General features: G+C 33.4%; 21 protein-coding genes. All 21 read left to right on the top strand.

The annotated features are described in order from the left end of the window. The first annotated feature begins 160 nt into the window (after positions 1-160). The 21 genes from mraY (at position 161) to carB (ending at position 24,873) form a co-directional block, all read left to right on the top strand. Positions 161-1,126 carry a phospho-N-acetylmuramoyl-pentapeptide-transferase gene (gene mraY, locus MHZ36_RS05400; protein ID WP_239230109.1) on the top strand — a complete coding sequence of 322 codons (966 nt, stop codon included), beginning with the start codon at positions 161-163 and terminating at the stop codon, positions 1,124-1,126. A gap of 1 nt (position 1,127) precedes the next feature. Further along, positions 1,128-2,477 (top strand): UDP-N-acetylmuramoyl-L-alanine--D-glutamate ligase, encoded by a 1,350-nt coding sequence (murD, locus tag MHZ36_RS05395; RefSeq protein ID WP_239230108.1) that lies wholly within the window; start codon positions 1,128-1,130, stop codon positions 2,475-2,477. Between the two features lie 15 nt (positions 2,478-2,492). Beyond that, complete coding sequence (locus tag MHZ36_RS05390) at positions 2,493-3,380, top strand: cell division protein FtsQ/DivIB (protein WP_239230107.1); 888 nt, start codon at positions 2,493-2,495, stop codon at positions 3,378-3,380. A 105-nt stretch (positions 3,381-3,485) separates the two neighbouring features. Beyond that, positions 3,486-4,901, top strand: coding sequence for a cell division protein FtsA (gene ftsA, locus MHZ36_RS05385; protein ID WP_239230105.1), 1,416 nt, complete (start codon positions 3,486-3,488; stop codon positions 4,899-4,901). 29 nt (positions 4,902-4,930) lie between these two features. Next, entirely contained in the window at positions 4,931-6,106 is a 1,176-nt protein-coding gene (gene ftsZ / locus MHZ36_RS05380; protein ID WP_239230103.1) for a cell division protein FtsZ, read from the top strand. Between the two features lie 221 nt (positions 6,107-6,327). Then, a complete protein-coding gene (gene pgeF / locus MHZ36_RS05375; protein WP_239230101.1) occupies positions 6,328-7,119 on the top strand; it encodes a peptidoglycan editing factor PgeF in 792 nt (263 codons plus the stop codon). 13 nt (positions 7,120-7,132) lie between these two features. Continuing rightward, positions 7,133-7,807, top strand: a complete 675-nt coding sequence (locus MHZ36_RS05370; RefSeq protein ID WP_239230099.1) for a YggS family pyridoxal phosphate-dependent enzyme — start codon at positions 7,133-7,135, stop codon at positions 7,805-7,807. A gap of 5 nt (positions 7,808-7,812) precedes the next feature. After that, complete coding sequence (locus MHZ36_RS05365; protein ID WP_239230098.1) at positions 7,813-8,409, top strand: cell division protein SepF; 597 nt, start codon at positions 7,813-7,815, stop codon at positions 8,407-8,409. Positions 8,410-8,421: 12 nt separating this feature from the next. After that, positions 8,422-8,712 carry a YggT family protein gene (locus MHZ36_RS05360; protein WP_239230097.1) on the top strand — a complete coding sequence of 97 codons (291 nt, stop codon included), beginning with the start codon at positions 8,422-8,424 and terminating at the stop codon, positions 8,710-8,712. A gap of 116 nt (positions 8,713-8,828) precedes the next feature. Next, positions 8,829-9,599, top strand: coding sequence for a YlmH family RNA-binding protein (locus MHZ36_RS05355; protein ID WP_239230266.1), 771 nt, complete (start codon positions 8,829-8,831; stop codon positions 9,597-9,599). Positions 9,600-9,758: 159 nt separating this feature from the next. Further along, complete coding sequence (locus MHZ36_RS05350) at positions 9,759-10,364, top strand: DivIVA domain-containing protein (RefSeq protein WP_239230096.1); 606 nt, start codon at positions 9,759-9,761, stop codon at positions 10,362-10,364. Between the two features lie 240 nt (positions 10,365-10,604). Next, positions 10,605-13,355 carry an isoleucine--tRNA ligase gene (ileS, locus tag MHZ36_RS05345; RefSeq protein ID WP_239230095.1) on the top strand — a complete coding sequence of 917 codons (2,751 nt, stop codon included), beginning with the start codon at positions 10,605-10,607 and terminating at the stop codon, positions 13,353-13,355. Positions 13,356-13,641: 286 nt separating this feature from the next. Next, positions 13,642-14,115 carry a CHAP domain-containing protein gene (locus tag MHZ36_RS05340; protein ID WP_239230094.1) on the top strand — a complete coding sequence of 158 codons (474 nt, stop codon included), beginning with the start codon at positions 13,642-13,644 and terminating at the stop codon, positions 14,113-14,115. A 241-nt stretch (positions 14,116-14,356) separates the two neighbouring features. Next, entirely contained in the window at positions 14,357-14,833 is a 477-nt protein-coding gene (gene lspA / locus MHZ36_RS05335) for a signal peptidase II (protein ID WP_239230093.1), read from the top strand. 13 nt (positions 14,834-14,846) lie between these two features. Then, positions 14,847-15,764: an RluA family pseudouridine synthase gene (locus tag MHZ36_RS05330; RefSeq protein WP_239230092.1), complete on the top strand. Its 918-nt coding sequence runs from the start codon at positions 14,847-14,849 to the stop codon at positions 15,762-15,764. A gap of 553 nt (positions 15,765-16,317) precedes the next feature. After that, positions 16,318-16,845: a bifunctional pyr operon transcriptional regulator/uracil phosphoribosyltransferase PyrR gene (pyrR, locus tag MHZ36_RS05325; RefSeq protein ID WP_239230091.1), complete on the top strand. Its 528-nt coding sequence runs from the start codon at positions 16,318-16,320 to the stop codon at positions 16,843-16,845. 251 nt (positions 16,846-17,096) lie between these two features. Further along, positions 17,097-18,404 carry a uracil-xanthine permease family protein gene (locus MHZ36_RS05320; RefSeq protein ID WP_239230265.1) on the top strand — a complete coding sequence of 436 codons (1,308 nt, stop codon included), beginning with the start codon at positions 17,097-17,099 and terminating at the stop codon, positions 18,402-18,404. Positions 18,405-18,434: 30 nt separating this feature from the next. Next, positions 18,435-19,349, top strand: a complete 915-nt coding sequence (locus tag MHZ36_RS05315) for an aspartate carbamoyltransferase catalytic subunit (protein ID WP_239230090.1) — start codon at positions 18,435-18,437, stop codon at positions 19,347-19,349. Continuing rightward, the gene (locus MHZ36_RS05310; RefSeq protein ID WP_239230088.1) at positions 19,333-20,607 is read left to right on the top strand and encodes a dihydroorotase; all 1,275 of its coding nucleotides are present in this window, start codon (positions 19,333-19,335) and stop codon (positions 20,605-20,607) included. Before MHZ36_RS05315 ends, MHZ36_RS05310 begins: the two co-directional genes overlap by 17 nt. Next, complete coding sequence (locus MHZ36_RS05305) at positions 20,607-21,707, top strand: carbamoyl phosphate synthase small subunit (protein WP_239230086.1); 1,101 nt, start codon at positions 20,607-20,609, stop codon at positions 21,705-21,707. Before MHZ36_RS05310 ends, MHZ36_RS05305 begins: the two co-directional genes overlap by 1 nt. Then, positions 21,700-24,873, top strand: a complete 3,174-nt coding sequence (carB, locus tag MHZ36_RS05300; protein WP_239230084.1) for a carbamoyl-phosphate synthase large subunit — start codon at positions 21,700-21,702, stop codon at positions 24,871-24,873. Before MHZ36_RS05305 ends, carB begins: the two co-directional genes overlap by 8 nt. The last annotated feature ends 88 nt before the right edge of the window (positions 24,874-24,961 follow it).

Here is a 24,961-nt window from a genome sequence, read left to right as displayed (position 1 = left end):
CGAAAAATAGTACAAGTTATTTAAGGGAATATTGGTATTATCAGTATGCTAGAAAATCAACTTTGGGCATACTGATAAGCCATGTTTCACTTTACATATTGTTTTAACCCTGCATGACGACACAAAACATATTCCAATTAAATATATAAAGGAGCATAATATGGTTTATCTACTCGCAATCATTGCACTTTTAATCACATTTATATTAGTCCCAGTCTTAATTCCAACTTTAAAAAGAATGAAATTTGGACAAAGCATTAGAGAAGAAGGTCCGCAAAGTCACATGAAAAAAACAGGAACACCTACAATGGGTGGACTGACATTTCTTATTAGTATTATTATATCTTCAATAATAGCAATTATATTCACAGATCATTCAAATCCTATTGTATTATTACTTTTTGTAACAATTGGATTTGGTTTAATTGGTTTTATTGATGATTACATCATTGTAGTGAAAAAGAATAATCAAGGATTAACAAGTAAACAAAAATTCTTAGCTCAAATAGGTATTGCAGTAATTTTCTTTATTTTAAGCCAAGTGTTTAACCTCACTGATTTTTCAACTGGGATTCACATTCCATTTATTGGAATAGAGGTACCATTATCTATTGCTTATGTGATATTTATTGTATTTTGGCAAGTTGGTTTTTCAAACGCTGTAAATTTAACAGATGGTTTGGATGGATTAGCTACAGGTTTATCAATAATTGGATTTATTATGTACGCTATAATGGCATATTTCCAAGGCGCAACTTCAATCGGTTTATTCTGTATTATTATGATTTTTGCATTGCTAGGTTTCTTACCGTTTAATTTAAACCCAGCCAAAGTATTTATGGGTGATACAGGGAGTTTAGCTTTAGGTGGTATTTTTGCAACAATTTCAATCATGTTAAATCAAGAGTTATCTTTAATATTTATTGGTTTCGTATTTGTTGCAGAAACATTATCTGTAATGATTCAAGTAACTTCATTTAAATTAACGGGGAAAAGAATTTTCAAAATGTCACCGTTACACCATCATTTTGAATTAGTAGGATGGAACGAGAAGAAGGTCGTTACCGTTTTCTGGACAGTAGGTTTAATTTCTGGACTTATTGGATTATGGATAGGAGTGAATTAAATTGCTAAATTATTCAGGGTTAGAAAACAAAGATGTATTAGTTGTTGGATTAGCAAAAAGTGGTTACGAAGCTGCTAAATTGCTCAATAAACTTGGCGCAAAAGTTATCGTAAATGATGGAAAAGATCTTAGTAATGATTCACATGCTAAAGATTTAGAAAATATGGGTATTACAGTAATTGGTGGTGAACATCCACTATCGTTGTTAGATAATAACCCAGTGATTATTAAAAATCCGGGTATTCCTTATCATGTACCATTAATTGATGCTGCTGTAAAAAAAGGATTGAAAATATTAACAGAAGTAGAACTAAGTTATTTAATTTCTGAAGCACCGATTATAGGCGTGACTGGTACAAATGGAAAAACGACAGTTACATCATTGATAGGCGATATGTTTCAAAAAAGTCGTGTAACTGGAAAGATATCTGGAAATATTGGTTATGTAGCATCAAAAGTAGCACAAGAGGTGAGTGGTAATGACTATTTAGTTACTGAACTATCTTCTTTCCAATTGCTAGGAATAGAACAGTACAAACCACATATTGCAATAATCACAAATATTTATTCTGCACACATTGATTATCACGAAACTTTAGAAAACTATCAAAATGCAAAGAAAAAGATTTATGAAAATCAAACAGAAGATGATTATCTGATTTGTAATTATCACCAAAGACACTTAATTGAATCAGAAACTTTAAAAGCAAAAACATATTATTTCTCAACACAACAAGAGGTTGATGGTATTTATGTTAAAGATGGTTATATCGTATTTAAAGGTTTCAGAATCATACATAAAGATGATTTAGTGTTACCTGGTGAACATAACTTAGAAAACATTTTAGCTGCAGTATTGGCAGCACTATTGGCAGGCATTTCAGTTCGTGCAATTATTGAAAGTTTGACAACATTCTCTGGAATTGAGCACCGATTGCAATATATTGGCACAAATAAAACAAATAAATATTATAATGATTCGAAAGCGACAAACACATTAGCAACTCAATTTGCACTTAATTCATTTGAGCAACCAATTATATGGTTGTGTGGTGGATTAGACAGAGGTAACGATTTTGATGAACTTATTCCATATATGAATAATGTGCGTGTGATGGTTACATTTGGAGAAACGCAAAATAAATTTGTGAACTTAGGTGAAAGCCAAGGTAAATATGTTGTTAAAGCTATAGATGTGGAAGATGCAGTTGATAAGATACAATCTATTATAGAACCAAATGATGTAGTATTGTTATCTCCTGCATGTGCGAGTTGGGATCAATACAATACTTTTGAAGAGCGTGGAGAAAAATTCATTAATAGATTCAAAGCGCACTTGCCATCTTTCTAAAGGATGTGAAAAAACATGGCCGATAAAGTACGCGAATTTGACTCTGAATATTTAAAAGAAAAGCGTGCACTACGACGTAAAAGGCAAAAGCAGATTCAATATTCAGTGTTCGGTGTATTGTTGTTTTTTATCTTGTTAATACTTATCTACATGTTTACGCCTTTAAGTAAAATAAGTAGTGTAGAGATAAAAGGAAATAATAATGTGTCGAAAAGTGATATTACAAAAGCTATTGATGTTAAAAAAGATTCAAGAATGTATACTTATAGTACTTCAAAAGCCGAAGATAAGTTAAAAGAAAATACATTGGTTAAAGATGCAAAAGTAACTAAGCATTTTCCAAATAAAATGACAGTGAAAGTAACAGAAGATCAAATTGTGGCATTAATTAAAAAGAAAGATAAATATGTTCCGATTACAGAAGATGGCACTGAACTAGAAAATTTCCAAGACAGTGTGCTAGATGATGGTCCAATCATAGATGGTTTTGATAAAGAAAGAAAATCTAAGATTATACGTCAACTTGCAGAAATGCCTTCTAAAGTGAGAGGCTTAATATCTGAAGTGCAATACGATCCACAAGCTAATATGCAAAATCAAGTTAAGTTATTTACTACTGATAATATACAAATTGTTGGTAATTTAAATACGATTGGTAGCAAAATGAAATATTATCCACAAATGTCACAGTCGCTAGATCGAGATGAAAGTGGTAACTTGAAAAAAGCTGGTTATATTGATTTATCAGTTGGTGCTTCTTTCATACCATATAGTAATGGAACTGATCAGAAATCAGAGAGTGATAAGAATGTAGAAGAAGGAAATAACCAAGAAGATAAAGCCAAAGATCAGTTACAAAGTGCTTTAAATAAGATAAATAAGAAGAAAGACAAAAATAATTAAAAAATTTAGACAAATACATGTGTTTATAGTTCACAACGGTTAAACTGTATTGTAAACTGTTAATAGTGTGAACTTGATTATGTAACTGTCAGGAGGTGCCTATCTATGGAAGAGCATTATTATGTAAGTATAGATATCGGTTCATCAAGTGTAAAAACAATAGTAGGCGAAAAATTTCACAATGGAATAAATGTGATAGGTACAGGACAAACCTATACGAGTGGAATTAAAAATGGTCAAATAGATGATTTCGATATTGCGAAACAAGCTGTGAAAGATACAATTAAAAAAGCTTCTATTGCTTCAGGTGTAGACATTAAAGAAGTATTTCTTAAACTTCCGATTGTCGGCACTGAGGTGTTTGATGAATCCAATGAAATTGAATTTTATGAAGATACTGAATTAAACGGTACTCATATTGAACAAGTACTGGAAGGTATTAGAGAAAAAAATAATGTGCCAGAAACAGAAATCATTAACGCGTTTCCAATTAAATTTCTAGTTGATGGTGACAATGAAGTATCAGATCCAAAAGAATTAATCGCAAGACATAGTCTTAAAGTTAATGCTGGTGTAATTGCGATACAAAAATCAATTTTAATTAATATGATTAAATGTGTAGAATCATGTGGTGTAGATGTATTAGATGTCTATTCTGATGCATATAACTATAATTCAGTTCTTACAGCTACTGAAAAAGAACTTGGTGCATGTGTCATTGATATTGGTGAAGATTTAACACAACTTGCGTTCTATGAGCGTGGAGAACTTGTTGATGCTGACGCAATTGAAATGGCTGGTCGCGACATAACTGAAGATATTGCCGAAGGGTTAAATACTTCTTATGAGACGGCAGAAAAAATCAAGCATCAATATGGACACGCTTTCTTTGATTCTGCTTCAGATCAAGATGTGTTTACAGTTGATCAAATTGATAGTGATGAAGATGCACAATTTACGCAAAAAGATTTAGCTGATATTATCGAAGCACGCGTTGAAGACATATTCTTTGAAGTGTTTGATGTATTACAAGAATTACAATTAACAAAAGTTAATGGTGGTTTTGTAGTTACTGGAGGTTCAGCTAACCTATTAGGTGTCAAAGAATTATTACAAGACATGGTGAGTGAAAAAGTAAGAATACACACACCTTCACAAATGGGAATCAGAAAACCTGAATTTTCATCGGCAATTTCAACAATTTCTAGTAGCATTACTTTCGACGAATTGCTAGATTATGTTACAATAAGTAATCATGACAGTGAAGAATTCGAAGAAGAAGTTATCGAATCTGATGAGACGACGAACAATACAAAAACAAGCGGATTTGATTGGTTTAAGAAAAAATCGAATAAGCAAGATGAAGCACCAACATCAGACTCACCTTCAGAAGATTCACAAGTGACTGAGACATATGATGAGGAAGTAAACGTCAATGAAGACGCTGAACATACGTCTCAACACAATGAACAAAAAGACGAAAGTAAATTTAAAAAACTGATGAAATCTCTATTCGATTGATTGGCCATTAAAACTAGGAGGAAATATAAATGTTAGAATTTGAACAAGGATTTAATCATTTAGCGACGTTAAAAGTCATCGGTGTAGGGGGCGGCGGAAACAACGCTGTAAACCGAATGATTGACCATGGTATGAACAATGTTGAGTTTATTTCAATCAATACGGACGGACAAGCTTTAAACTTATCTAAAGCTGAGTCTAAAATCCAAATTGGAGAAAAATTAACACGTGGATTAGGCGCAGGAGCTAACCCTGAAATTGGAAAAAAAGCTGCTGAAGAGTCACGTGAACAAATAGAAGACGCTATTCAAGGTGCAGATATGGTATTCGTAACTGCTGGTATGGGTGGCGGAACTGGTACAGGTGCTGCGCCAGTTGTTGCAAAAATTGCAAAAGAAATGGGAGCGTTAACAGTAGGTGTAGTTACGCGTCCATTCGGATTTGAAGGACGTAAGCGTCAAACACAAGCTGCTGCAGGCGTAGAAGCTATGAAAGCTGCTGTAGATACATTAATCGTTATCCCTAACGATAGATTACTTGATATCGTTGATAAATCAACACCTATGATGGAAGCATTTAAAGAAGCTGATAATGTACTACGTCAAGGTGTACAAGGTATTTCTGATTTAATCGCTGTATCTGGTGAAGTAAACTTAGACTTTGCTGACGTTAAGACAATCATGTCTAACCAAGGTTCTGCATTAATGGGTATCGGTGTTTCTTCTGGTGAAAATCGTGCAGTAGAAGCAGCTAAAAAAGCTATTTCTTCACCATTACTTGAAACTTCAATCGTAGGTGCACAAGGTGTGCTAATGAATATTACTGGTGGAGAATCACTTTCACTTTTCGAAGCTCAAGAAGCTGCAGATATTGTACAAGATGCTGCTGATGAAGATGTGAATATGATTTTCGGTACAGTTATTAACCCTGAATTACAAGATGAAATTGTGGTTACAGTTATTGCTACTGGTTTTGAAGACAAACCTTCATCACAAGGTCGCAAAGCTTCAAACACTGGTTTTGGTAGTAGCGCTACAAGTGGTAGTGTGACATCAAATGAATCAACTATAAGTTCAAGTGCGGCATCAGCATCTCACTCAACTGAAAGCAATACTGAAAGCAGAAGTCATACAACAAATGAAGATGATATTCCTAGCTTCATCAGAAATAGAGAAGAAAGACGTTCAAGAAGAACTAGACGTTAATATTGCGACTTTTACTTCTGAAAAATATATATTTAAGCTGAAGTTAGAAATAATTACAGTATCTATGTCATCAGGTCCCAGATCTGGTGACTTTTTTAGATTTACATTCAAGTTATGGGCATACGACTATTCAAATTGATAAATGTAACAGTCAAACAAGAAAAGAGCGGAACTACAATGTTATAGAAGAACATGTAGAACAATTATTGGAGGGTTTAAAAATGCCAGAAAAATTTGTAGAAAATAGTTATATTTTAGAATATAAGAATGAGGAAATGGAACATGTTAAACTAGGAATCACAACACGTAATGGTGGCTATAGTGCCTATCCAGAACGAGCCCTCAATATGGCGAGGTATATTACAGACAATCCTAACAATATTACTAAACATCAACAACTAGTTGCTGATATAATTCAATTTGACAGAGCAAATTGGGTATTTCCTATTCAAACCCATGAAAACAAAGTGATTGAAATTACAGATGAGCATAAGGGTGTAAACATCGATGAATTGTCAGAACAACTTCATGGTATTGATGGGATGTATTCATATCAAAAAAATCTATTGTTAACGATGTGTTATGCAGATTGTGTACCAATCTATTTTTATAGCGAAAAACATCAGTTTATTGGATTAGCACATGCTGGTTGGCGAGGAACGGTTAGTCAGATTGTTTTAGAAATGGTTGATAAAATTGAATTTGATTTAAATGATTTACAAGTGGTTATAGGCCCTGCTACATCAAACTCTTATGAGATTAATGATGATATAAAGTCAAAATTTGCAACATTACCGATTGATATGGTGAAATATATCGAAACAAGAGATGTAAATCGACATGGCATTGATTTAAAAAAAGCAAATGCATTATTATTAGAACAAGCAGGTGTCCCTTCAGAAAATATTTATATAACAAGCTATGCCACATCAGAAAATTTGGATTTGTTTTTCTCATATAGAATTGAAAAAGGACAAACTGGTAGAATGCTGGCATATATTGGCCAAAACTAAAGGATGGGTAAAAATGAACGTAAGTGAAAATTTCAAAAGTATAGAATTACAATTACGTGAAACAGTAAATGGACACAATATTTCAACATTGCCAAACGTGATTGCAGTGACAAAGTATGTTACAATAGACCGAGCTAATGATGCATATAATGCTGGAATTAGACATTTTGGTGAAAACCGTATAGAAGGTTTTTATCAAAAGCAACAAGCCTTACCAAAAGACGTGACAATGCACTTTATTGGTGCTTTACAGACTAGGAAAGTTAAAGAAGTTATAAATGATGTGGATTACTTTCACGCATTAGATCGTCTTAAATTGGCAAAAGAAATAAACAAGAGAGCAACACACACAATTAAATGCTTTGTTCAAGTTAATGTTTCAGGCGAAGCATCTAAACAAGGTGTGACATTAGATGAATTAGACACTTTTATTGAAGAATTAGCACAATTTGATAATATAGAAGTAGTCGGTCTAATGACGATGGCTCCGTTAACAGATGATGAGTCGTATATTAAAGGCTTGTTCCAAACATTAAGAATAAAAAGAGATGAAATTAAAGCGCTCAATTTAAATTATGCACCATGCACAGAGTTGTCGATGGGGATGAGTAATGATTACCATCTGGCTGCCGAGGAAGGTGCTTCATTTGTGAGAATTGGGACTAAACTTGTAGGAAAAGAGGAGTGAGCCCCGTGGCTTTAAAAGATTTATTTAGTGGATTTTTCGTGGTTGAAGAAGAAGATGACCAATTGGAAGCACCACCTGAAGAGGAAAATAGACAACACCAAAAACAACAAGCACAGTCTCAAAATAGTTTTAACGAACAATCAAATAATGAGAGTAATGAACGTCAAAGAGCGATACAATCCGTACCTAAGAAACAGTCTTCTAGGTTAAACCAATCTACGGGGGAAAGGAAGTATCAAATGGCTAGTAATACATCAAATAATAATACTAGGAACGTTGTGAATATGAATAATCAAGAACAAGATCAATTCGGTTTTACACAAGAGAGTTCTAAAATGTGTTTATTTGAGCCACGCGTATTCTCAGATACACAAGATATTGCTGATGAACTTAAAAATCGCCGTGCTACTTTAGTTAATTTACAACGCATTGACAAAGTTTCTGCAAAAAGAATCATCGATTTCTTAAGCGGAACAGTTTACGCTATAGGTGGAGATATTCAACGTGTCGGTACAGATATCTTTTTATGTACACCGGACAATGTTGAAGTAGCTGGTAATATTACTGACCAGATAGATAATATGGAATATCAAGGTGAATAGAGGTAAGAATAAATGGATGTAGGATTATTAGCAATCGTATTTAAATTTATTTTATTCTTAGTTCAAATTTATTATTATGGCATGATTGTGTATTTCTTCATGTCTTGGATTCCAAATGCTCGAGAAAATAAATTTGGCCAATTTTTACAAAAAATATATGAGCCATTTTTGGAACCGTTTCGTAAGATTATTCCACCGATTGGTATGATTGATATTTCGTCAATTGTAGCAATTATTGTTCTCGTGCTATTCCAAAGAGGTTTAGTAAGTATTTTTAACATGATATTAACGCATTTAGTATAAAAATATTTCAGAACCGTAAAATTGAATTTAAGTTTAATTTGAATTAATAATTAAGCACCTTGCGTTATGAATAGATGACGAGAGGTGCTTTTATATTGTATTTGGAGTGATATAAAATAGATATTTATCAACATTTTAGAAAAGAAGAACAACCTTTAATCGATAACTTATTGGATAAATGTAATCGCGCAAATGAACAATTTTCGCCCGTATTAACACATTTTTTAGATCCAAGAGAACAATATATCTTGGAAGTGCTAGCCGGAAGTTTTGAGGATTTAATCGTCCATTTATACGGGGGCACTTTTGCTGAACGTAAACGTGCAATTATTGCGCCTAGTTATTTTGAACCAGAAGAAGAAGATTTTGAAATTGTGTTAATGGAAATAAAATACCCTGAAAAATTCGTAACGTTACAACACCGTCATATCCTCGGCACCATTATGTCGTTAGGTATTGAAAGGGATCAATTGGGGGATATAGTGCTTAATGGTCAAGTGCAATTTACTTTGACAAAGCAATTAGAATCTTATATTATTTTAGAATTAAATCGAATTAATGGTGCTACAGTTAAACTTAATTCTATTCCGGTAAAAGATATGATACAATCTAAAGAGGATTGGAAGTCTTTTCATACAACTGTAAGTGCATTAAGACTTGATGTAGTTATAAAAGAAATGATACGTAAATCTAGAACAATAGCAAAGCAATTAATAGATAAAAAACGTGTCAAAGTCAATCATACAGTTATTGATGCAGCGGACTTTCAAGTTGGTAGTGGAGATTTATTATCTATTCAAGGGTTTGGCCGTGCGCAAATTACAGAAATAGGTGGAACCACTAAAAAAGATAAAGTGAGGATTTCATACGAAACTTTATTCAAATAATGTTATACTTTAATTGAGATATGCAATTTAGAATTGAGAATTAATTGTTGATTTTGTTGCAACAATTACAGTATAGTATATAAAATAAACTTATTAAAAATACAATTTCTCATATTTATGTAAGAGATAAAATAGTGTATGATTAAGGGAGGATAATGTATGCCTTTTACACCTAGTGAAATTAAAAATAAAACTTTTACTCAAGCAAGAAATGGGTTTGAACCATCTGAAGTTGAAGATTATTTACAACAATTAAGTAATGAAATAGAACGATTAAAAGAAGATAAAAAGCAATTAGAAAAAGTAATTGAAGATAAAGACACAAATATCCAGTCGTATAAGGATGTCCATCAATCTGTTAGTGATGCGTTAATTCATGCGAAAAAAGCTGGAGAAGAAACGAAAGAAGCTGCTAATAAGGAAGCTGAAGCAACAATAGCTAAAGCAAAAGCTGAAGCAGATAAAATTGTAAATGATGGTGTTGAAAAAGCACGTCGCTTATCATTCCAAACGGAAGATATGAAACGTCAATCAAAAATATTCCGTTCTAGATTCCGCATGTTGGTTGAAGCGCAACTAGATTTGCTTAAGAATGAAGACTGGGACTATTTACTAAATTATGATTTAGATTCAGAGCAAGTAACAGAAGAAAACATCAATCATTTGCATGATAATGAATTGACTGATGAAGAAAAAGCAGTGAAAGCAAAAGCTGAAGCAAATAATCAATCTGAATCAATTACTGATAATAAAGAAAAGAAATAACAGACACGTAAGTAATACGTAACATATCAAAGCGAAAAAGGGATAGTGAAAGCCTTTTATATGTGTATTATTTATATCACTGTTGTTTAAAGTGAAATATGATGCAATGAGAGAACTCTAAGTTGAGTTAAATAGGGTGGTAACGCGGTTAATATCGTCCCTGTTAATTGAACTTAGAGTTCTTTTTATTGTATAGAAGTACTATATGCAAAAGAGAAAATGTAACAAGGAGTGTAAACAATGGATTATAAAGAAACGTTATTAATGCCAAAAACAGCCTTCCCAATGCGTGGGGGATTACCAAACAAAGAACCAAAGATTCAAGAAGAATGGGAAGCAAAGCAAATTTACAAAAAAGTATTAGATCAAAACAAAGGAAATCCATCATATATACTTCACGATGGTCCTCCATATGCAAATGGTAATTTACATATGGGGCATGCGCTAAACAAAATCTTGAAAGATATCATTACACGTTATAAATCTATGCAAGGTTTTTATGCTCCTTATGTACCAGGTTGGGATACGCATGGTTTACCAATTGAACAAGCATTAACAAAAAAAGGTGTGAAGCGTAAAGAATTATCTGTTGCTGAATTCAGAGAAAAATGTGAAGCATTTGCTTTGAAACAAATTGAAGGACAGAAAACAGACTTTAAACGTTTAGGTATTAAAGGTGATTTTGATAACCCATATATCACATTAAAACCAGAATATGAAGCTGCACAAATTCGTTTATTTGGTGAAATGGCAGATAAAGGTTTAATTTACAAAGGTAAAAAGCCAGTTTATTGGTCACCATCAAGTGAATCATCATTAGCTGAAGCAGAAATTGAATATCATGATAAACGTTCAGCATCTATCTTTGTAGCGTTTGATGTTAAAGATGGTAAAGGTATTGTAGATGAAGAAGCTAAATTTGTTATTTGGACAACAACGCCATGGACATTGCCATCGAACGTAGCAATTACAGTTCATCCTGAATTAGCTTATGGTCAATATCAAGTGAATGGTGAGAAATATATTATTGGTAAAGATTTGGCTAACAGTGTTGCCGAAACACTTGGCTGGGATGAAAATGATGTTAAATTAGAGAAAACATTTACAGGTAAAGAATTAGAGTATGTTGAAGCACAACACCCATTTGTTGATCGTACTTCATTAGTAATCAATGGCTTACATGTTACAACTGATGCAGGTACAGGTTGTGTACACACAGCACCTGGTCATGGTGAAGATGACTATATTGTTGGACAAAAATACAATTTACCTGTTATCAGCCCTGTGGATGATAAAGGTGTATTTACAGAAGAAGCTGGTCAATTTGAAGGCTTATTTTACGATAAAGCGAATAAAGAAATTACTGATTTATTATCAGAAAAAGGCGCTTTATTGAAATTGGAATTTATCACACACAGCTATCCTCATGACTGGCGTACGAAAAAACCTGTTATATTTAGAGCGACACCACAATGGTTTGCTTCAATTGATAAAGTACGTCAAGATATTTTAGATGCGATTACTGACACTACATTTAAAGTAGATTGGGGGAAAACACGTATCTATAACATGATTCGTGACCGTGGCGAATGGGTAATCTCTCGACAACGTGTATGGGGTGTACCACTACCAGTATTTTATGCCGAAAATGGTGACATTATCCTAACGAAGGAAACTGTAAATCATGTTGCAGATTTATTCCAAGAATCAGGTTCTAATATCTGGTTTGAAAAAGATGCAAAAGATTTATTACCAGAAGGATTTACGCATCCAGGAAGTCCAAACGGTGAATTCACAAAAGAAACAGACATTATGGATGTTTGGTTTGATTCAGGATCTTCACACAGAGCTGTATTAGAAGAAAGACCAGAATTATCATATCCAGCAGATTTGTACTTAGAAGGTAGCGACCAATATCGTGGTTGGTTTAACTCTTCAATTACGACATCTGTAGCAACAAGAGGTCAATCACCATATAAAATGCTATTATCACATGGCTTTGTAATGGATGGTGAAGGTAAAAAAATGAGTAAATCATTAGGCAATACAATCGTACCTGACCAAATCGTTAAACAAAAAGGTGCAGATATTGCACGTTTATGGGTAAGTAGTGTAGATTACTTAGCAGATGTTCGAATCTCTGATGAAATTTTAAAACAAACTTCAGATGTATATCGTAAAATCAGAAATACATTGAGATTTATGTTAGGAAATCTAAACGACTACAATCCTAATACGAATGCAGTTGCAGAAGAGAATTTACTAGACGTTGATAAATATGTATTAAGTAGATTACGTGAATTTACTGCGAGTACATTAGATCATTATGATAATTATGATTATTTAGATATTTATCAAGAACTACAAAACTTTATCAATGTAGAATTGAGTAATTTCTATTTAGATTATGGTAAAGATATATTATACATTGAACAACAAGATTCACTAAAACGTCGCAGTATGCAAACTGTGTTATATCAAATCGTTGTTGACATGACTAAATTGTTAGCACCTATCCTAGCGCATACATCTGAGGAAGTATGGTCTCATATTCCACACGTTGAAGAAGAAAGTGTACACTTAACACGTATGCCTGAGTGTGTAGAAACTGATAGTGAATTTGTAGAAAAATGGAATACATTTATGAAATTACGTGATGATGTAAACCGTGCGTTAGAGGTTGCCCGTAGTGAAAAAATAATTGGTAAATCATTGGAAGCAAAAGTTATTATTGCTAGTAATGATAACTTTGATGCTAAATCATTCTTACAACAATTTGATGATTTACAACAATTGTTCATAACATCTCAAGCTGAGATTGTTGATTCAGTTGAAAATGGTACTTCATACCAATATGGAGACATCAGAATTGAACATGCCCATGGTGAAAAATGTGAGCGTTGTTGGAATTATAGCGAGGAGTTAGGATCAGTAGGCGAATTAGATCACTTATGCCCACGTTGTCAAGAAGTTGTAAAAACTTTAGTATAATTAATTTCAAAAGATTGTCATAAAAAATAATATAAATTATTAAATTTTGAAGCTACTTGCTGTTGTTCGTAAAGGCAAGTAGCTTCTTTTTATGTCAATATGAATATGATCCTCTACATTTATTAAGTTAATATTATTTTATCTTTAATCAATTTATTTAAGTCAAACGGGTATAGGAAATAAACTGAATCAATATAATAATATATTTTTTAATAAGCGATTATTAATTGAACTTGTCGTTAGCCGTAAGCATGTATTAATTGATATTACGAAGGTAGGGTATGTCATGAAAAAAAGGATTACAATATTGCTAACGTTTAGTTTAATTATTACTGGAATGGCAGCTTATGAGGGTATAGATAATCGAGATATGACAGAACCAGAAAATAAGTTATGGTCTATGAATTCTATGAAACATAACACGTATGTGAAGGGTCAATGCACAAGCTATGTTTTTGAAAAAGTTAGAAATGATGGACATAAAATTGGCATAAATTGGGGTGATGCAAAATATTGGAAAATGCATGCTCAAAATGAAGGATATCGTGTTGATAAAAATCCAAAAGTTGGAAGTATTTTGCAAACAACCAAAGGTAAATATGGACATGTTGCATACATAGAAAGAAAATTTACTGACGGTACAGTGGAAGTTGTTGAAATGAATTTTTACAAACCATTTGAAATTACAAAAAGAGATATTAGTCCGAATGTGATAAAAAAGTATCATATCATTCATCCTAAAAAGAATGATCAAGCATAATTGAAGTATGTGTGTAGAAGTATTTGCTATGAAAGTTATTGATGAATATAAGAAACATTCTGCTCACATTTTGATATGGAAAAAATATATAAAGGAATAGAAGGTATCATAAAGTGATAAACTGTTACTATCTACAAAATTAAATTTGATATATATAAACTGTAACTTTTTTTATAAGTTTGATTAAGCTATAATGAAAGTTGTTGTAAAAGCGTCAGATAGTAGAATAGGAGGTACAGGCATGAAACGTCAGTACTATTTAGGTATTTCTTTATTCATTACGATTGTTATTTTAATCTTAGATCAAATTACTAAATTTATTATAGCTAGTTCAATGAAAATTGGGGATTCATTCGAAGTTATTCCAAATTTTTTAAATATTACATCACATAGAAATAATGGGGCAGCTTGGGGAATATTAAGTGGGAAAATGAGTTTCTTTTATATCATTACAATTATAATTCTTGTTGTACTTATAATATTTTATATTAAAGAAGCAAAGCAAAATTTACTCATGCAAGTTGCCATAAGTTTATTATTTGCAGGTGCATTAGGTAATTTTATTGATCGTGTATTACATGGAGAAGTCGTGGACTTTATCGATACATATCTTTTGGGTTATAACTTTCCAATATTTAATGTTGCAGATGCCAGTTTAACAATAGGTGTAGTGCTAATTATTGTCGCATTATTAACAGATATGAAAAAAGAAGCATAGGAGGATTACAAATATGAGTAATCATGAGTTTACAATAGATCAAGCAGAATTTGTAGGTCAACGTATAGATAAAGTATTACCGGAATTGAATTCAGATTGGTCAAGAACTCAAATTCAAGATTGGATAAAACTTTCATTAGTTAAAGCAAATGGTAAGTTAGTAAAGTCCAATTATAAGATAAAAATGAATGATCAAATTGTAGTTACAGAAAAAGAAATTGTTGAAACAGATATTAAGCCAGAAAATATGAATTTAGATATATATTATGAAGATAACGATGTTGCAATTGTTTATAAACCTAAAGGTATCGTGGTTCATCCTTCCGCTGGTCATTATTCAGGCACTTTGGTAAATGGGTTAATGTATCAAATGAAAAATTTATCAGGTATCAATGGAGAAATCCGTCCAGGTATCGTACACCGTATAGATAAAGATACATCCGGTTTGTTGATGGTGGCGAAAAATGATATTGCTCATCGTGGGTTAGTTGAACAATTGATCGACAAATCTGTTAATCGTAAATATGTGGCTTTAGTACATGGAAATATTCCACATGATTACGGTACAATCGATGCACCAATTGGTAGAAATAAAAATGATCGTCAATCTATGGATGTTGTAGATGATGGTAAAGAAGCTGTAACTCATTTTAATGTTCTAGAACATTTTAAAAATTATACATTAGTTGAGTGTCAATTAGAAACTGGTCGAACGCATCAAATTCGTGTGCACATGAAATATATTGGTTTTCCATTAGTTGGGGATCCTAAGTATGGACCGAAGAAAACGTTGGATATTGGTGGTCAAGCACTTCATGCGGGTGTGATTGGTTTTGAACATCCTGTTACGGGTGAATATATTGAAAGAACAGCTGAACTACCAAGTGATTTTGAACAGTTGTTAAGTGATATTAGAAAAAGTGATCAATAATTGATAGCATGATTTAACGGTAATATTATTTATTGTCATATTAAGCCTCATGATCAATACTGACACCAGTCAATTTGATGATGAGGCTTTTTGGATGGCAATTCTATAATTTGAGTAGATTTTAACCGGTTAGGTTAATAACAGAAAATACATTATGATAATATATTTTACATATAATAAGTAAAGTGTATTTATGCATTTTAATTTAACGTTAGCCTAGGAAACGTTCTTGCACAATACATCAAATCATGATATTATAATGACAGTTTAATAAAGCGAACGCACGTCTTTAAATGAAAGTCCAGAGAGGCTTCGAAGACATGAATTTAATAACTGTACACAGATGAATATATGTAACGAGTTTATTCGTGCATAGCCAACATGAATTTTCCATATTCATAAAAGAGAAAGCGTCTTCTTATCTAGAAATATCTCTAGTCCATTTGTGATACGATTATTTAGAAACCTCATGTCTTCATTGAAGATATGAGGTTTTCTTTGTATCATCTTGTCGATATAGCAACTTAAAAATGAACTAAGGTAGGTGCCTAAAATGTCAGAACGCGTTATTATGGACGAAGCCGCGATACAACGTACTATCACTCGTATTGCACATGAAATATTAGAATATAACAAAGGTACTGATAATTTAATCTTACTAGGTATTAAAACAAGAGGCGCATTTTTAGCACGTCGTATACAACAAAAGATAGAAAACATCGAAGAAAAGGTAGTGCCAACTGGAACAATAGACATTACACAATTTCGAGATGATTTAGAAAATAGAACAGTACAAACTAATGAAGAAACCTATGAAATTGATGTTAATATAACGAATCAAGTAGTAATTATAATAGATGATGTACTATATACTGGTAGAACGGTACGTGCTTCTTTAGATGCAGTATTACAGTACGCAAGACCTAAAAAAATAGGGCTAGCTACACTAGTGGATCGTGGTCATCGAGAATTACCGATACGAGCTGACTTTGTCGGAAAAAATATCCCAACAGCTCGTGAAGAAGCGGTGTCGGTTTATTTAGATGAGATTGACTCAAGAAATGCAGTAGTAATTGAATAATAACCTTTTAATTCAGTACGAGAGACTGAGAAAGGATTGGTACAAGTGCAGTGCTTATTAATTGAAGTGCAAATATAACACTCAGAAAAGATGCATTGACTTGTTATACCTATATATCACAAAATAGTAATTTTTATTATACTATTTTAAAAGTAAGTAATGAAAGCTACTTACTGTGATAGACCCTTCGAAGTCTCTTTACATGAATAAGATGTAAAGAGATTTTTTTTATGAAAGGAAGCGAATTTGCAATGGAAAATGAAACAATGTTTGAAAGGACGGTTAAACCAGTATTAGATGTACGTGACAAGCCTAAATTAGGACAGTGGGCGTTTTTAAGTACACAACATCTTTTTGCAATGTTTGGCTCAACCGTACTTGTCCCTTTTCTAACTGGATTACCGATATCATCAGCACTTTTAGCATCAGGCATCGGAACATTGTTATATATATTAATTACTCAAGCAAAAATCCCCGCATATTTGGGCTCAAGTTTTGCTTTTATCACGCCGATTATATCAGGTTTAAATTCACATAGCTTAGGAGATATGTTAACCGCACTATTTATGAGCGGTGTGATGTATGTATTGATTGGATTAGCAATAAAAATAAGTGGTACAGGGTGGCTAATGAAATTACTTCCTCCAGTTGTGGTAGGACCAGTAATAATGGTTATCGGATTAAGTTTGGCACCAACAGCAGTGAACATGGCTATGTTTGAGAATTCATCAGACATGAAAGGTTATAACTTAAGTTACCTGGCAGTTGCGATGATTACATTATTAGTTACGATACTTGTTCAAGGATTTTTCAAAGGATTCTTATCACTCATACCTGTATTGATTGGAATAATAACAGGATACATTGTATCTATATTTATGGGCTTAGTTAATTTCAAGCCAATTGCAGAAGCGAAATGGCTACACTTACCAGAAGTATATGTCCCATTTAGAGACTATACGCCATCCATTCATATAGGTCTGATATTAGTATTAATCCCAATTGTGTTTGTGACAGTGAGTGAACATATTGGTCACCAAATGGTAATAAATAAAATCGTGGGTAAAAACTTTTTCAAAGACCCAGGGTTAGATAAATCGATTATCGGAGATGGTGTATCGACAATGTTTGCAAGTCTGATAGGTGGCCCACCAAGTACAACGTATGGTGAGAATATAGGTGTGTTAGCAATTACAAAAATTTATAGTATTTATGTCATTGGCGGTGCTGCCGTCGTTGCGATTGTTCTAGGATTTGTAGAAAAATTCACTGCATTGGTATCTTCAATACCTACACCAGTAATGGGCGGTGTATCGATATTATTATTCGGTATTATTGCAGCTAGTGGTTTGAGGATGTTAGTAGAAAGTGAAGTTGATTTTTCAAGTAACAGAAATCTAGTCATTGCATCTGTAATTCTGGTTATAGGTATTGGTAACTTAGTATTTAAACTACATGGATTAGGCATAAAGCTAGAAATTGAAGGAATGGCTTTAGCAGCATTAGCAGGCATTATATTAAATTTAATTTTACCAAAAGAGAAGGTAGAAACGAACTAAAATCATTGTGATATGAGGAGGCTGAAAGTGATGGATAATCTATTATCGATGGAACATCTTACTACAAATGAAATTTATGAATTGATAAAGCGGGCAAGTGATATCAAAAAAGGTGAATTGAAGCCTCGAAATTACGAAGATAAATTTGTCGCAAATTTATTCTTTGAAAATTCAACAAGAACCAAAAGTAGTTTTTTAGTAGCAGAACAAAAGTTGGGGTTGAAATTAATTGATTTTGAAACAACAACTTCATCTGTTCAAAAAGGTGAAACACTTTATGATACGTGTAAAACACTTGAACAGGTTGGTGCAGATGTTCTGGTAATAAGACATTCACAAACCACATATTACGATGAATTAGAAAGTTTGAATATACCAATCATTAACGGAGGGGATGGCAGTGGCCAACACCCAACTCAAAGTTTACTCGATATCATGACTATATTTGAAGAATACAATGATTTTAAGGGTTTGAATATTTTAATATGTGGAGATATTAAAAATTCACGTGTAGCAAGAAGTAATTATCAAAGCTTAACGGCACTTGGCGCAAATGTAATGTTTTCAAGTCCTGAAGCTTGGAAGGATGAATCACTTAATGCACCATATGTCGATATTGATCATGTGATTGATCGTGTTGATATTGTAATGTTGTTAAGAGTGCAACATGAGAGACACGACACAGGAGAATTAGCAAGCTTTGAATCAGAAAACTATCATGAAACATTTGGACTTACGCAGGAGAGATATAACAAACTTCATGAAGATGCAATTATTATGCATCCAGCACCGGTTAATAGAGGCGTTGAAATTGATGATTGTTTAGTTGAGGCACCAAAGTCACGTATTTTCAAACAAATGGAAAATGGCATGTACTTACGCATGGCAGTTATAGACTATATCTTACAAACAAAAGGGGTAGAAAAAGATGAAATTACTAACTAATGCAAAGATTTTAAAAAACAATGAACTGGTATCAACTTCAATTCTAATTGAGGGACAATACATTAAACAAATAGCACCACAAATCGAAGTAGACTCAGGTGTAGAAGTAATTGATGTAAAAGGTCAATTTGTAGCTCCAGGATTAGTTGATGTACATGTACACTTGCGTGAACCAGGAGGCGAACATAAAGAAACGATTGAAACTGGTACGAAAGCTGCAGCTAGAGGTGGGTTTACTACAGTATGTCCTATGCCAAATACTCGACCAGTACCTGATTCAGAGGAAAATTTAGAGCGTTTAAACCAGTTAATTGAAGAAAATGCACAAGTTAGAGTACTACCATACGCTGCTATTACTGTTAGACAAGCTGGTAAAGATCATGTAGATTTTAAAACATTGGCGGACAAAGGTGCATTTGCTTTCACCGATGATGGTGTCGGCGTACAACAAGCTAATATGATGTATGAAGCAATGCAAAAGGCTGCCAAGGTAAATAAAGCAGTTGTAGCACACTGTGAAGATAATAGTTTAATCTATGGTGGTGCAATGCATGAAGGGAAACGTAGCGAAGCATTAGGTATTCCAGGTATACCTAATATTTGTGAAGCAGTACAAATTGCACGTGATGTCTTATTAGCTGAAGCTGCTGGTGCACATTACCATGTATGCCATGTATCAACAAAAGAAAGCGTACGTGCTATACGTGATGCTAAAAAAGCAGGTATACATGTTACTGCTGAGGTTACACCACATCATTTGTTGTTAACAGAAGATGATGTTCCAGGTGATGATGCTATTTATAAAATGAATCCACCATTGAGAAGTAAAGAAGATAGAGATGCGCTAATCGAAGCGTTATTGGATGGTACGATTGACTGCATTGCTACAGATCATGCACCGCATGCTGCTGAAGAAAAAGCGCAACCTATGACAAAAGCGCCATTTGGCATAGTCGGTAGTGAAACAGCATTCCCATTATTATATACGCATTTTGTTAAAAATGGGGATTGGTCATTACAACAATTAGTTGACTATTTAACTATAAAACCGGCACAGACATTTGATTTACCATATGGTCGTCTTGAAGAAGGCGGAATTGCAGATATTACAGTTATTAATTTAGAAAAAGAAAATGAAATTAAGTCGGAAGAATTTGCTTCGAAAGGGCATAATACACCTTTTATCGGTTATAAAGTATATGGAACACCTGTATTAACTATAGTCGAAGGCGAAGTTAAATTTAAGGAGGAAAAATAATGTTGCAAAAACGCTATCTTGTTTTAGAAGACGGTTCTTACTATGAAGGTTATCAATTAGGGTCAGATAAATTATCGGTAGGAGAGATTGTTTTTAATACTGCAATGACAGGTTATCAAGAAACAATTTCAGACCCATCTTATACGGGACAAATTATTACATTTACTTATCCTCTAATTGGAAATTATGGTATTAACCGAGATGATTTCGAATCGCTTGTACCAACATTAAATGGCGTTGTAGTAAAGGAAGCAAGTATGCATCCAAGTAACTTCCGTAAACAAAAAACGTTACATGAGGTATTGGTTGAATTTGAAATACCTGGAATTTCTGGTGTAGACACTAGAAGTATAACGAGAAAAATAAGAAAACATGGCGTGTTAAAAGCAGCGTTTACAGATGATAAGTCTGAAATAGTAACACTTATTGATCAATTACAAACTACAGTATTACCTCGAAGTGAGGTTCAGACTGTTTCAACTAAAACACCTTACGTTTCAACTGGAAATGAGTTAAGTGTTGTATTAGTTGATTTTGGTAAAAAACAAAACATCGTTAGGGAATTAAATGAACGAGGTTGTAATGTAACCGTTGTTCCATATGACACTAGTGCAGAAACAATCATAAGAATGTCACCTGATGGTGTGATGTTATCTAATGGCCCTGGCGATCCAGAAGAAGTGCAAGTTGCAGTAGAGATGATAAAAGGTATATTAGGTAATATTCCATTCTTTGGCATATGTCTTGGTCATCAATTGTTTGCACTCTCACAAGGCGCTACTTCATTCAAAATGAAATTTGGCCATAGGGGTGCAAATCATCCTGTAAAAGACTTGAAGACAGGTAAAGTAGCATTAACAAGTCAAAATCATGGTTATGCAATCGATAAAGACTCATTAGCAAATACAGACTTAGAAATTACACATATCGCAATAAATGATGGTACAGTTGAAGGCTTGAGACATAAAACATTGCCTGCGTTTTCAGTACAATATCACCCTGAGGCTTGTCCAGGTCCATCTGATTCAAATTATTTATTTGATGAATTTATCGCAATGATGAACGAATATAAAGCGAAGGAGCGAATTACAAATGCCTAAACGTAATGATATAAAAACAATTTTAGTTATAGGTTCAGGACCAATTATTATAGGTCAAGCAGCAGAATTTGACTATGCGGGAACACAAGCTTGCTTAGCATTAAAAGAAGAAGGTTACCGTGTAATCTTAGTAAATTCAAACCCAGCTACAATTATGACTGATACTGAAATTGCAGATAAAGTCTATATTGAACCACTGACACATGACTTTATTGCACGCATCATTCGTAAAGAACAACCGGATGCTTTACTACCTACGCTTGGTGGACAAACTGGATTAAACATGGCTATTCAACTACACGATAGTGGTGTATTAAAAGCTAATAATGTTCAGTTACTAGGTACGAAATTAGAATCTATTCAACAAGCAGAGGATAGAGAACTATTCAGAACATTGATGAATGACTTAGGTGTAGCAGTACCTGAAAGTGATATTGTAAATACAGTTGAACAGGCTTTTGAATTTAAAGAACAAGTGGGCTATCCCTTAATAGTAAGACCAGCATTTACTATGGGTGGTACTGGTGGTGGTATTTGCCATAATGATGCAGAATTAAAGGAAATTGTATCAAATGGTTTACACTATAGTCCTGCAACACAATGTTTAATTGAAAAATCTATTGCAGGATTTAAAGAAATAGAATATGAAGTAATGCGAGATCATAACGACAATGCAATTGTGGTCTGTAATATGGAAAATATTGACCCTGTTGGTATACATACAGGTGATTCAATTGTAGTTGCGCCGAGCCAAACTTTATCAGATGTTGAATATCAAATGTTACGTGACGTATCATTAAAAGTAATTAGAGCATTAGGCATCGAAGGCGGTTGTAATGTTCAATTAGCCTTAGATCCACATTCAATGGATTATTATATTATTGAAGTTAATCCACGTGTATCACGTTCATCTGCCTTAGCATCAAAAGCGACAGGATATCCTATCGCTAAACTTGCAGCTAAAATTGCGGTGGGATTAACATTAGATGAGATGTTGAACCCAGTTACTGGAACATCATATGCAGCATTTGAACCAGCATTAGACTATGTAATATCAAAGATTCCACGTTTCCCATTTGATAAATTTGAAAAAGGAGAACGTGTCTTAGGTACACAAATGAAAGCAACCGGCGAAGTAATGGCAATTGGTAGAACCTATGAAGAATCATTATTAAAAGCAATACGTTCATTAGAATATGGTGTACATCACTTAGGACTGCCAAATGGTGAGACATACGATTTAACTTATATAAAAGAACGTATCAATGACCAAGATGATGAACGCCTATTCTTTATTGGCGAAGCGATTCGTCGTGGAACAACACTTGAAGAAATTCATGAAATGACTCAAATAGATTATTTCTTCTTAAATAAATTCCAACATATTATTGATATTGAAAGACAATTAAAGGAAAACAAAGGCAATGTTGATTATCTAAAATTCGCTAAAGATTATGGGTTTAGTGATCGTGTTATCGCACACCGTTTTGATATGACAGAACAAGAAGTGTATCAATTAAGAAAAGAAAATAACATCATTCCAGTTTATAAAATGGTAGACACATGTGCGGCAGAGTTTGAATCTACTACACCGTACTATTATGGTACGTATGAACAAGAAAATGAATCTATTGTTACTGAAAAAGAAAAAATATTAGTTTTAGGTTCAGGACCTATTCGTATTGGACAAGGTGTTGAGTTTGACTATGCAACAGTCCATGCTGTATGGGCAATCCAACAAGTTGGTTATGAAGCAATCATCGTCAATAATAATCCTGAAACTGTATCTACAGACTTTTCAATTTCAGATAAATTATACTTTGAACCTTTAACAGAAGAAGATGTAATGAATATTATTAATCTGGAACAACCAAAAGGGGTAGTGGTTCAATTTGGAGGTCAAACTGCAATTAACTTGGCAGATAAATTATCCAAAAATGGTGTGGAAATTTTAGGAACTACCTTAGAAGATTTAAATAGAGCTGAAGATAGAAAAGAATTCGAAGCATTATTGCATACAATCGATGTACCACAACCCAAAGGTAAGACAGCTACATCACCTGAAGGTGCATTAGAAAATGCACGAAATATTGGTTACCCGGTCGTAGTGCGTCCTTCTTATGTATTAGGCGGTCGTGCGATGGAAATTGTAAATAGTGATGCAGAATTAGAAGATTACATGAATCAAGCAGTAAAAGCGAGTCCTGATCATCCGGTGCTTGTCGATAGATATTTAACAGGTAAAGAAATAGAAGTCGATGCTATTTCAGATGGTGAAACAGTAATTATTCCAGGAATTATGGAACATATTGAACGTGCAGGTGTCCATTCTGGTGACTCTATCGCAGTATATCCGCCACAAACATTATCACAAGAGGAAATTGCTACTTTAGAAGATTATACGATTCGATTAGCAAAAGGATTAAATATTATTGGATTGATAAACATTCAATTTGTTATTGCACATGATGGCGTTTATGTATTAGAAGTAAATCCACGATCAAGTCGTACAGTACCATTCTTAAGTAAAATTACTGATATACAAATGGCACAACTTGCGATGCGAGCAATCATCGGTGAAAAATTAACAGATCATGGTTATAAAGCTGGAATTCAACCATATACAGAAGGTGTATTCGTGAAAGCGCCAGTATTTAGCTTTAACAAGCTAAAAAACGTTGATATTACACTAGGACCTGAAATGAAATCCACTGGTGAAGTGATGGGGAAAGATTTAACGATGGAAAAAGCGCTATTCAAAGGATTAACTGCAAGTGGTGTTGAGGTAAAAGACCATGGCACAGTATTAATGACAGTGAGTGATAAAGATAAAGAAGAAATTTTAAGTATCGCACATCGTCTGAATGAAGTTGGCTATAAAATATTGGCGACTGAAGGTACGGCACATAAACTATCAGAAAATAATATTCCAGCTGAAATAGTAGGTAAAATTGGTGGAGAAGACGATTTACTAACACGTATTCAAAACGGTGAAGTTCAAATCGTAATTAATACAATGACAAAAGGTAAAACATTTGAACGTGATGGCTTCCAAATAAGAAGAACTTCAGTTGAAAATGGAGTACCATGTCTCACATCATTAGATACAGCAGCTGCACTGACAAATGTAATTGAAAGTATGACATTTACAATGAAAAATATGTAAAAATGATTTATTTAATTAAGGCAAAGTAGCGAAATATATGCGTTATTTTGTCTTAATTCAAACTGTTAAAGTATAAGATGAGGTGTAG

The sequence above is a fragment of the Staphylococcus sp. ACRSN genome (assembly GCF_022346615.1).
In the GTDB taxonomy this organism is placed as follows: Bacteria; Bacillota; Bacilli; order Staphylococcales; family Staphylococcaceae; genus Staphylococcus.
The sequence above is the reverse complement of the archived record's forward strand: the minus strand, read 5'-3'. Positions and strand labels throughout refer to the sequence as shown.

Coding starts and splice junctions, on each gene's coding strand:
- mraY (WP_239230109.1), top strand. CDS start 161: ATGGTTTATCTACTCGCAATCATTGCACTTTTAATCACATTTATATTA.
- MHZ36_RS05390 (WP_239230107.1), top strand. CDS start 2,493: ATGGCCGATAAAGTACGCGAATTTGACTCTGAATATTTAAAAGAAAAG.
- ftsA (WP_239230105.1), top strand. CDS start 3,486: ATGGAAGAGCATTATTATGTAAGTATAGATATCGGTTCATCAAGTGTA.
- ftsZ (WP_239230103.1), top strand. CDS start 4,931: ATGTTAGAATTTGAACAAGGATTTAATCATTTAGCGACGTTAAAAGTC.
- pgeF (WP_239230101.1), top strand. CDS start 6,328: ATGCCAGAAAAATTTGTAGAAAATAGTTATATTTTAGAATATAAGAAT.
- MHZ36_RS05370 (WP_239230099.1), top strand. CDS start 7,133: ATGAACGTAAGTGAAAATTTCAAAAGTATAGAATTACAATTACGTGAA.
- MHZ36_RS05360 (WP_239230097.1), top strand. CDS start 8,422: ATGGATGTAGGATTATTAGCAATCGTATTTAAATTTATTTTATTCTTA.
- MHZ36_RS05350 (WP_239230096.1), top strand. CDS start 9,759: ATGCCTTTTACACCTAGTGAAATTAAAAATAAAACTTTTACTCAAGCA.
- ileS (WP_239230095.1), top strand. CDS start 10,605: ATGGATTATAAAGAAACGTTATTAATGCCAAAAACAGCCTTCCCAATG.
- MHZ36_RS05340 (WP_239230094.1), top strand. CDS start 13,642: ATGAAAAAAAGGATTACAATATTGCTAACGTTTAGTTTAATTATTACT.
- lspA (WP_239230093.1), top strand. CDS start 14,357: ATGAAACGTCAGTACTATTTAGGTATTTCTTTATTCATTACGATTGTT.
- MHZ36_RS05330 (WP_239230092.1), top strand. CDS start 14,847: ATGAGTAATCATGAGTTTACAATAGATCAAGCAGAATTTGTAGGTCAA.
- pyrR (WP_239230091.1), top strand. CDS start 16,318: ATGTCAGAACGCGTTATTATGGACGAAGCCGCGATACAACGTACTATC.
- MHZ36_RS05320 (WP_239230265.1), top strand. CDS start 17,097: ATGGAAAATGAAACAATGTTTGAAAGGACGGTTAAACCAGTATTAGAT.
- MHZ36_RS05315 (WP_239230090.1), top strand. CDS start 18,435: ATGGATAATCTATTATCGATGGAACATCTTACTACAAATGAAATTTAT.
- MHZ36_RS05310 (WP_239230088.1), top strand. CDS start 19,333: ATGAAATTACTAACTAATGCAAAGATTTTAAAAAACAATGAACTGGTA.
- MHZ36_RS05305 (WP_239230086.1), top strand. CDS start 20,607: ATGTTGCAAAAACGCTATCTTGTTTTAGAAGACGGTTCTTACTATGAA.
- carB (WP_239230084.1), top strand. CDS start 21,700: ATGCCTAAACGTAATGATATAAAAACAATTTTAGTTATAGGTTCAGGA.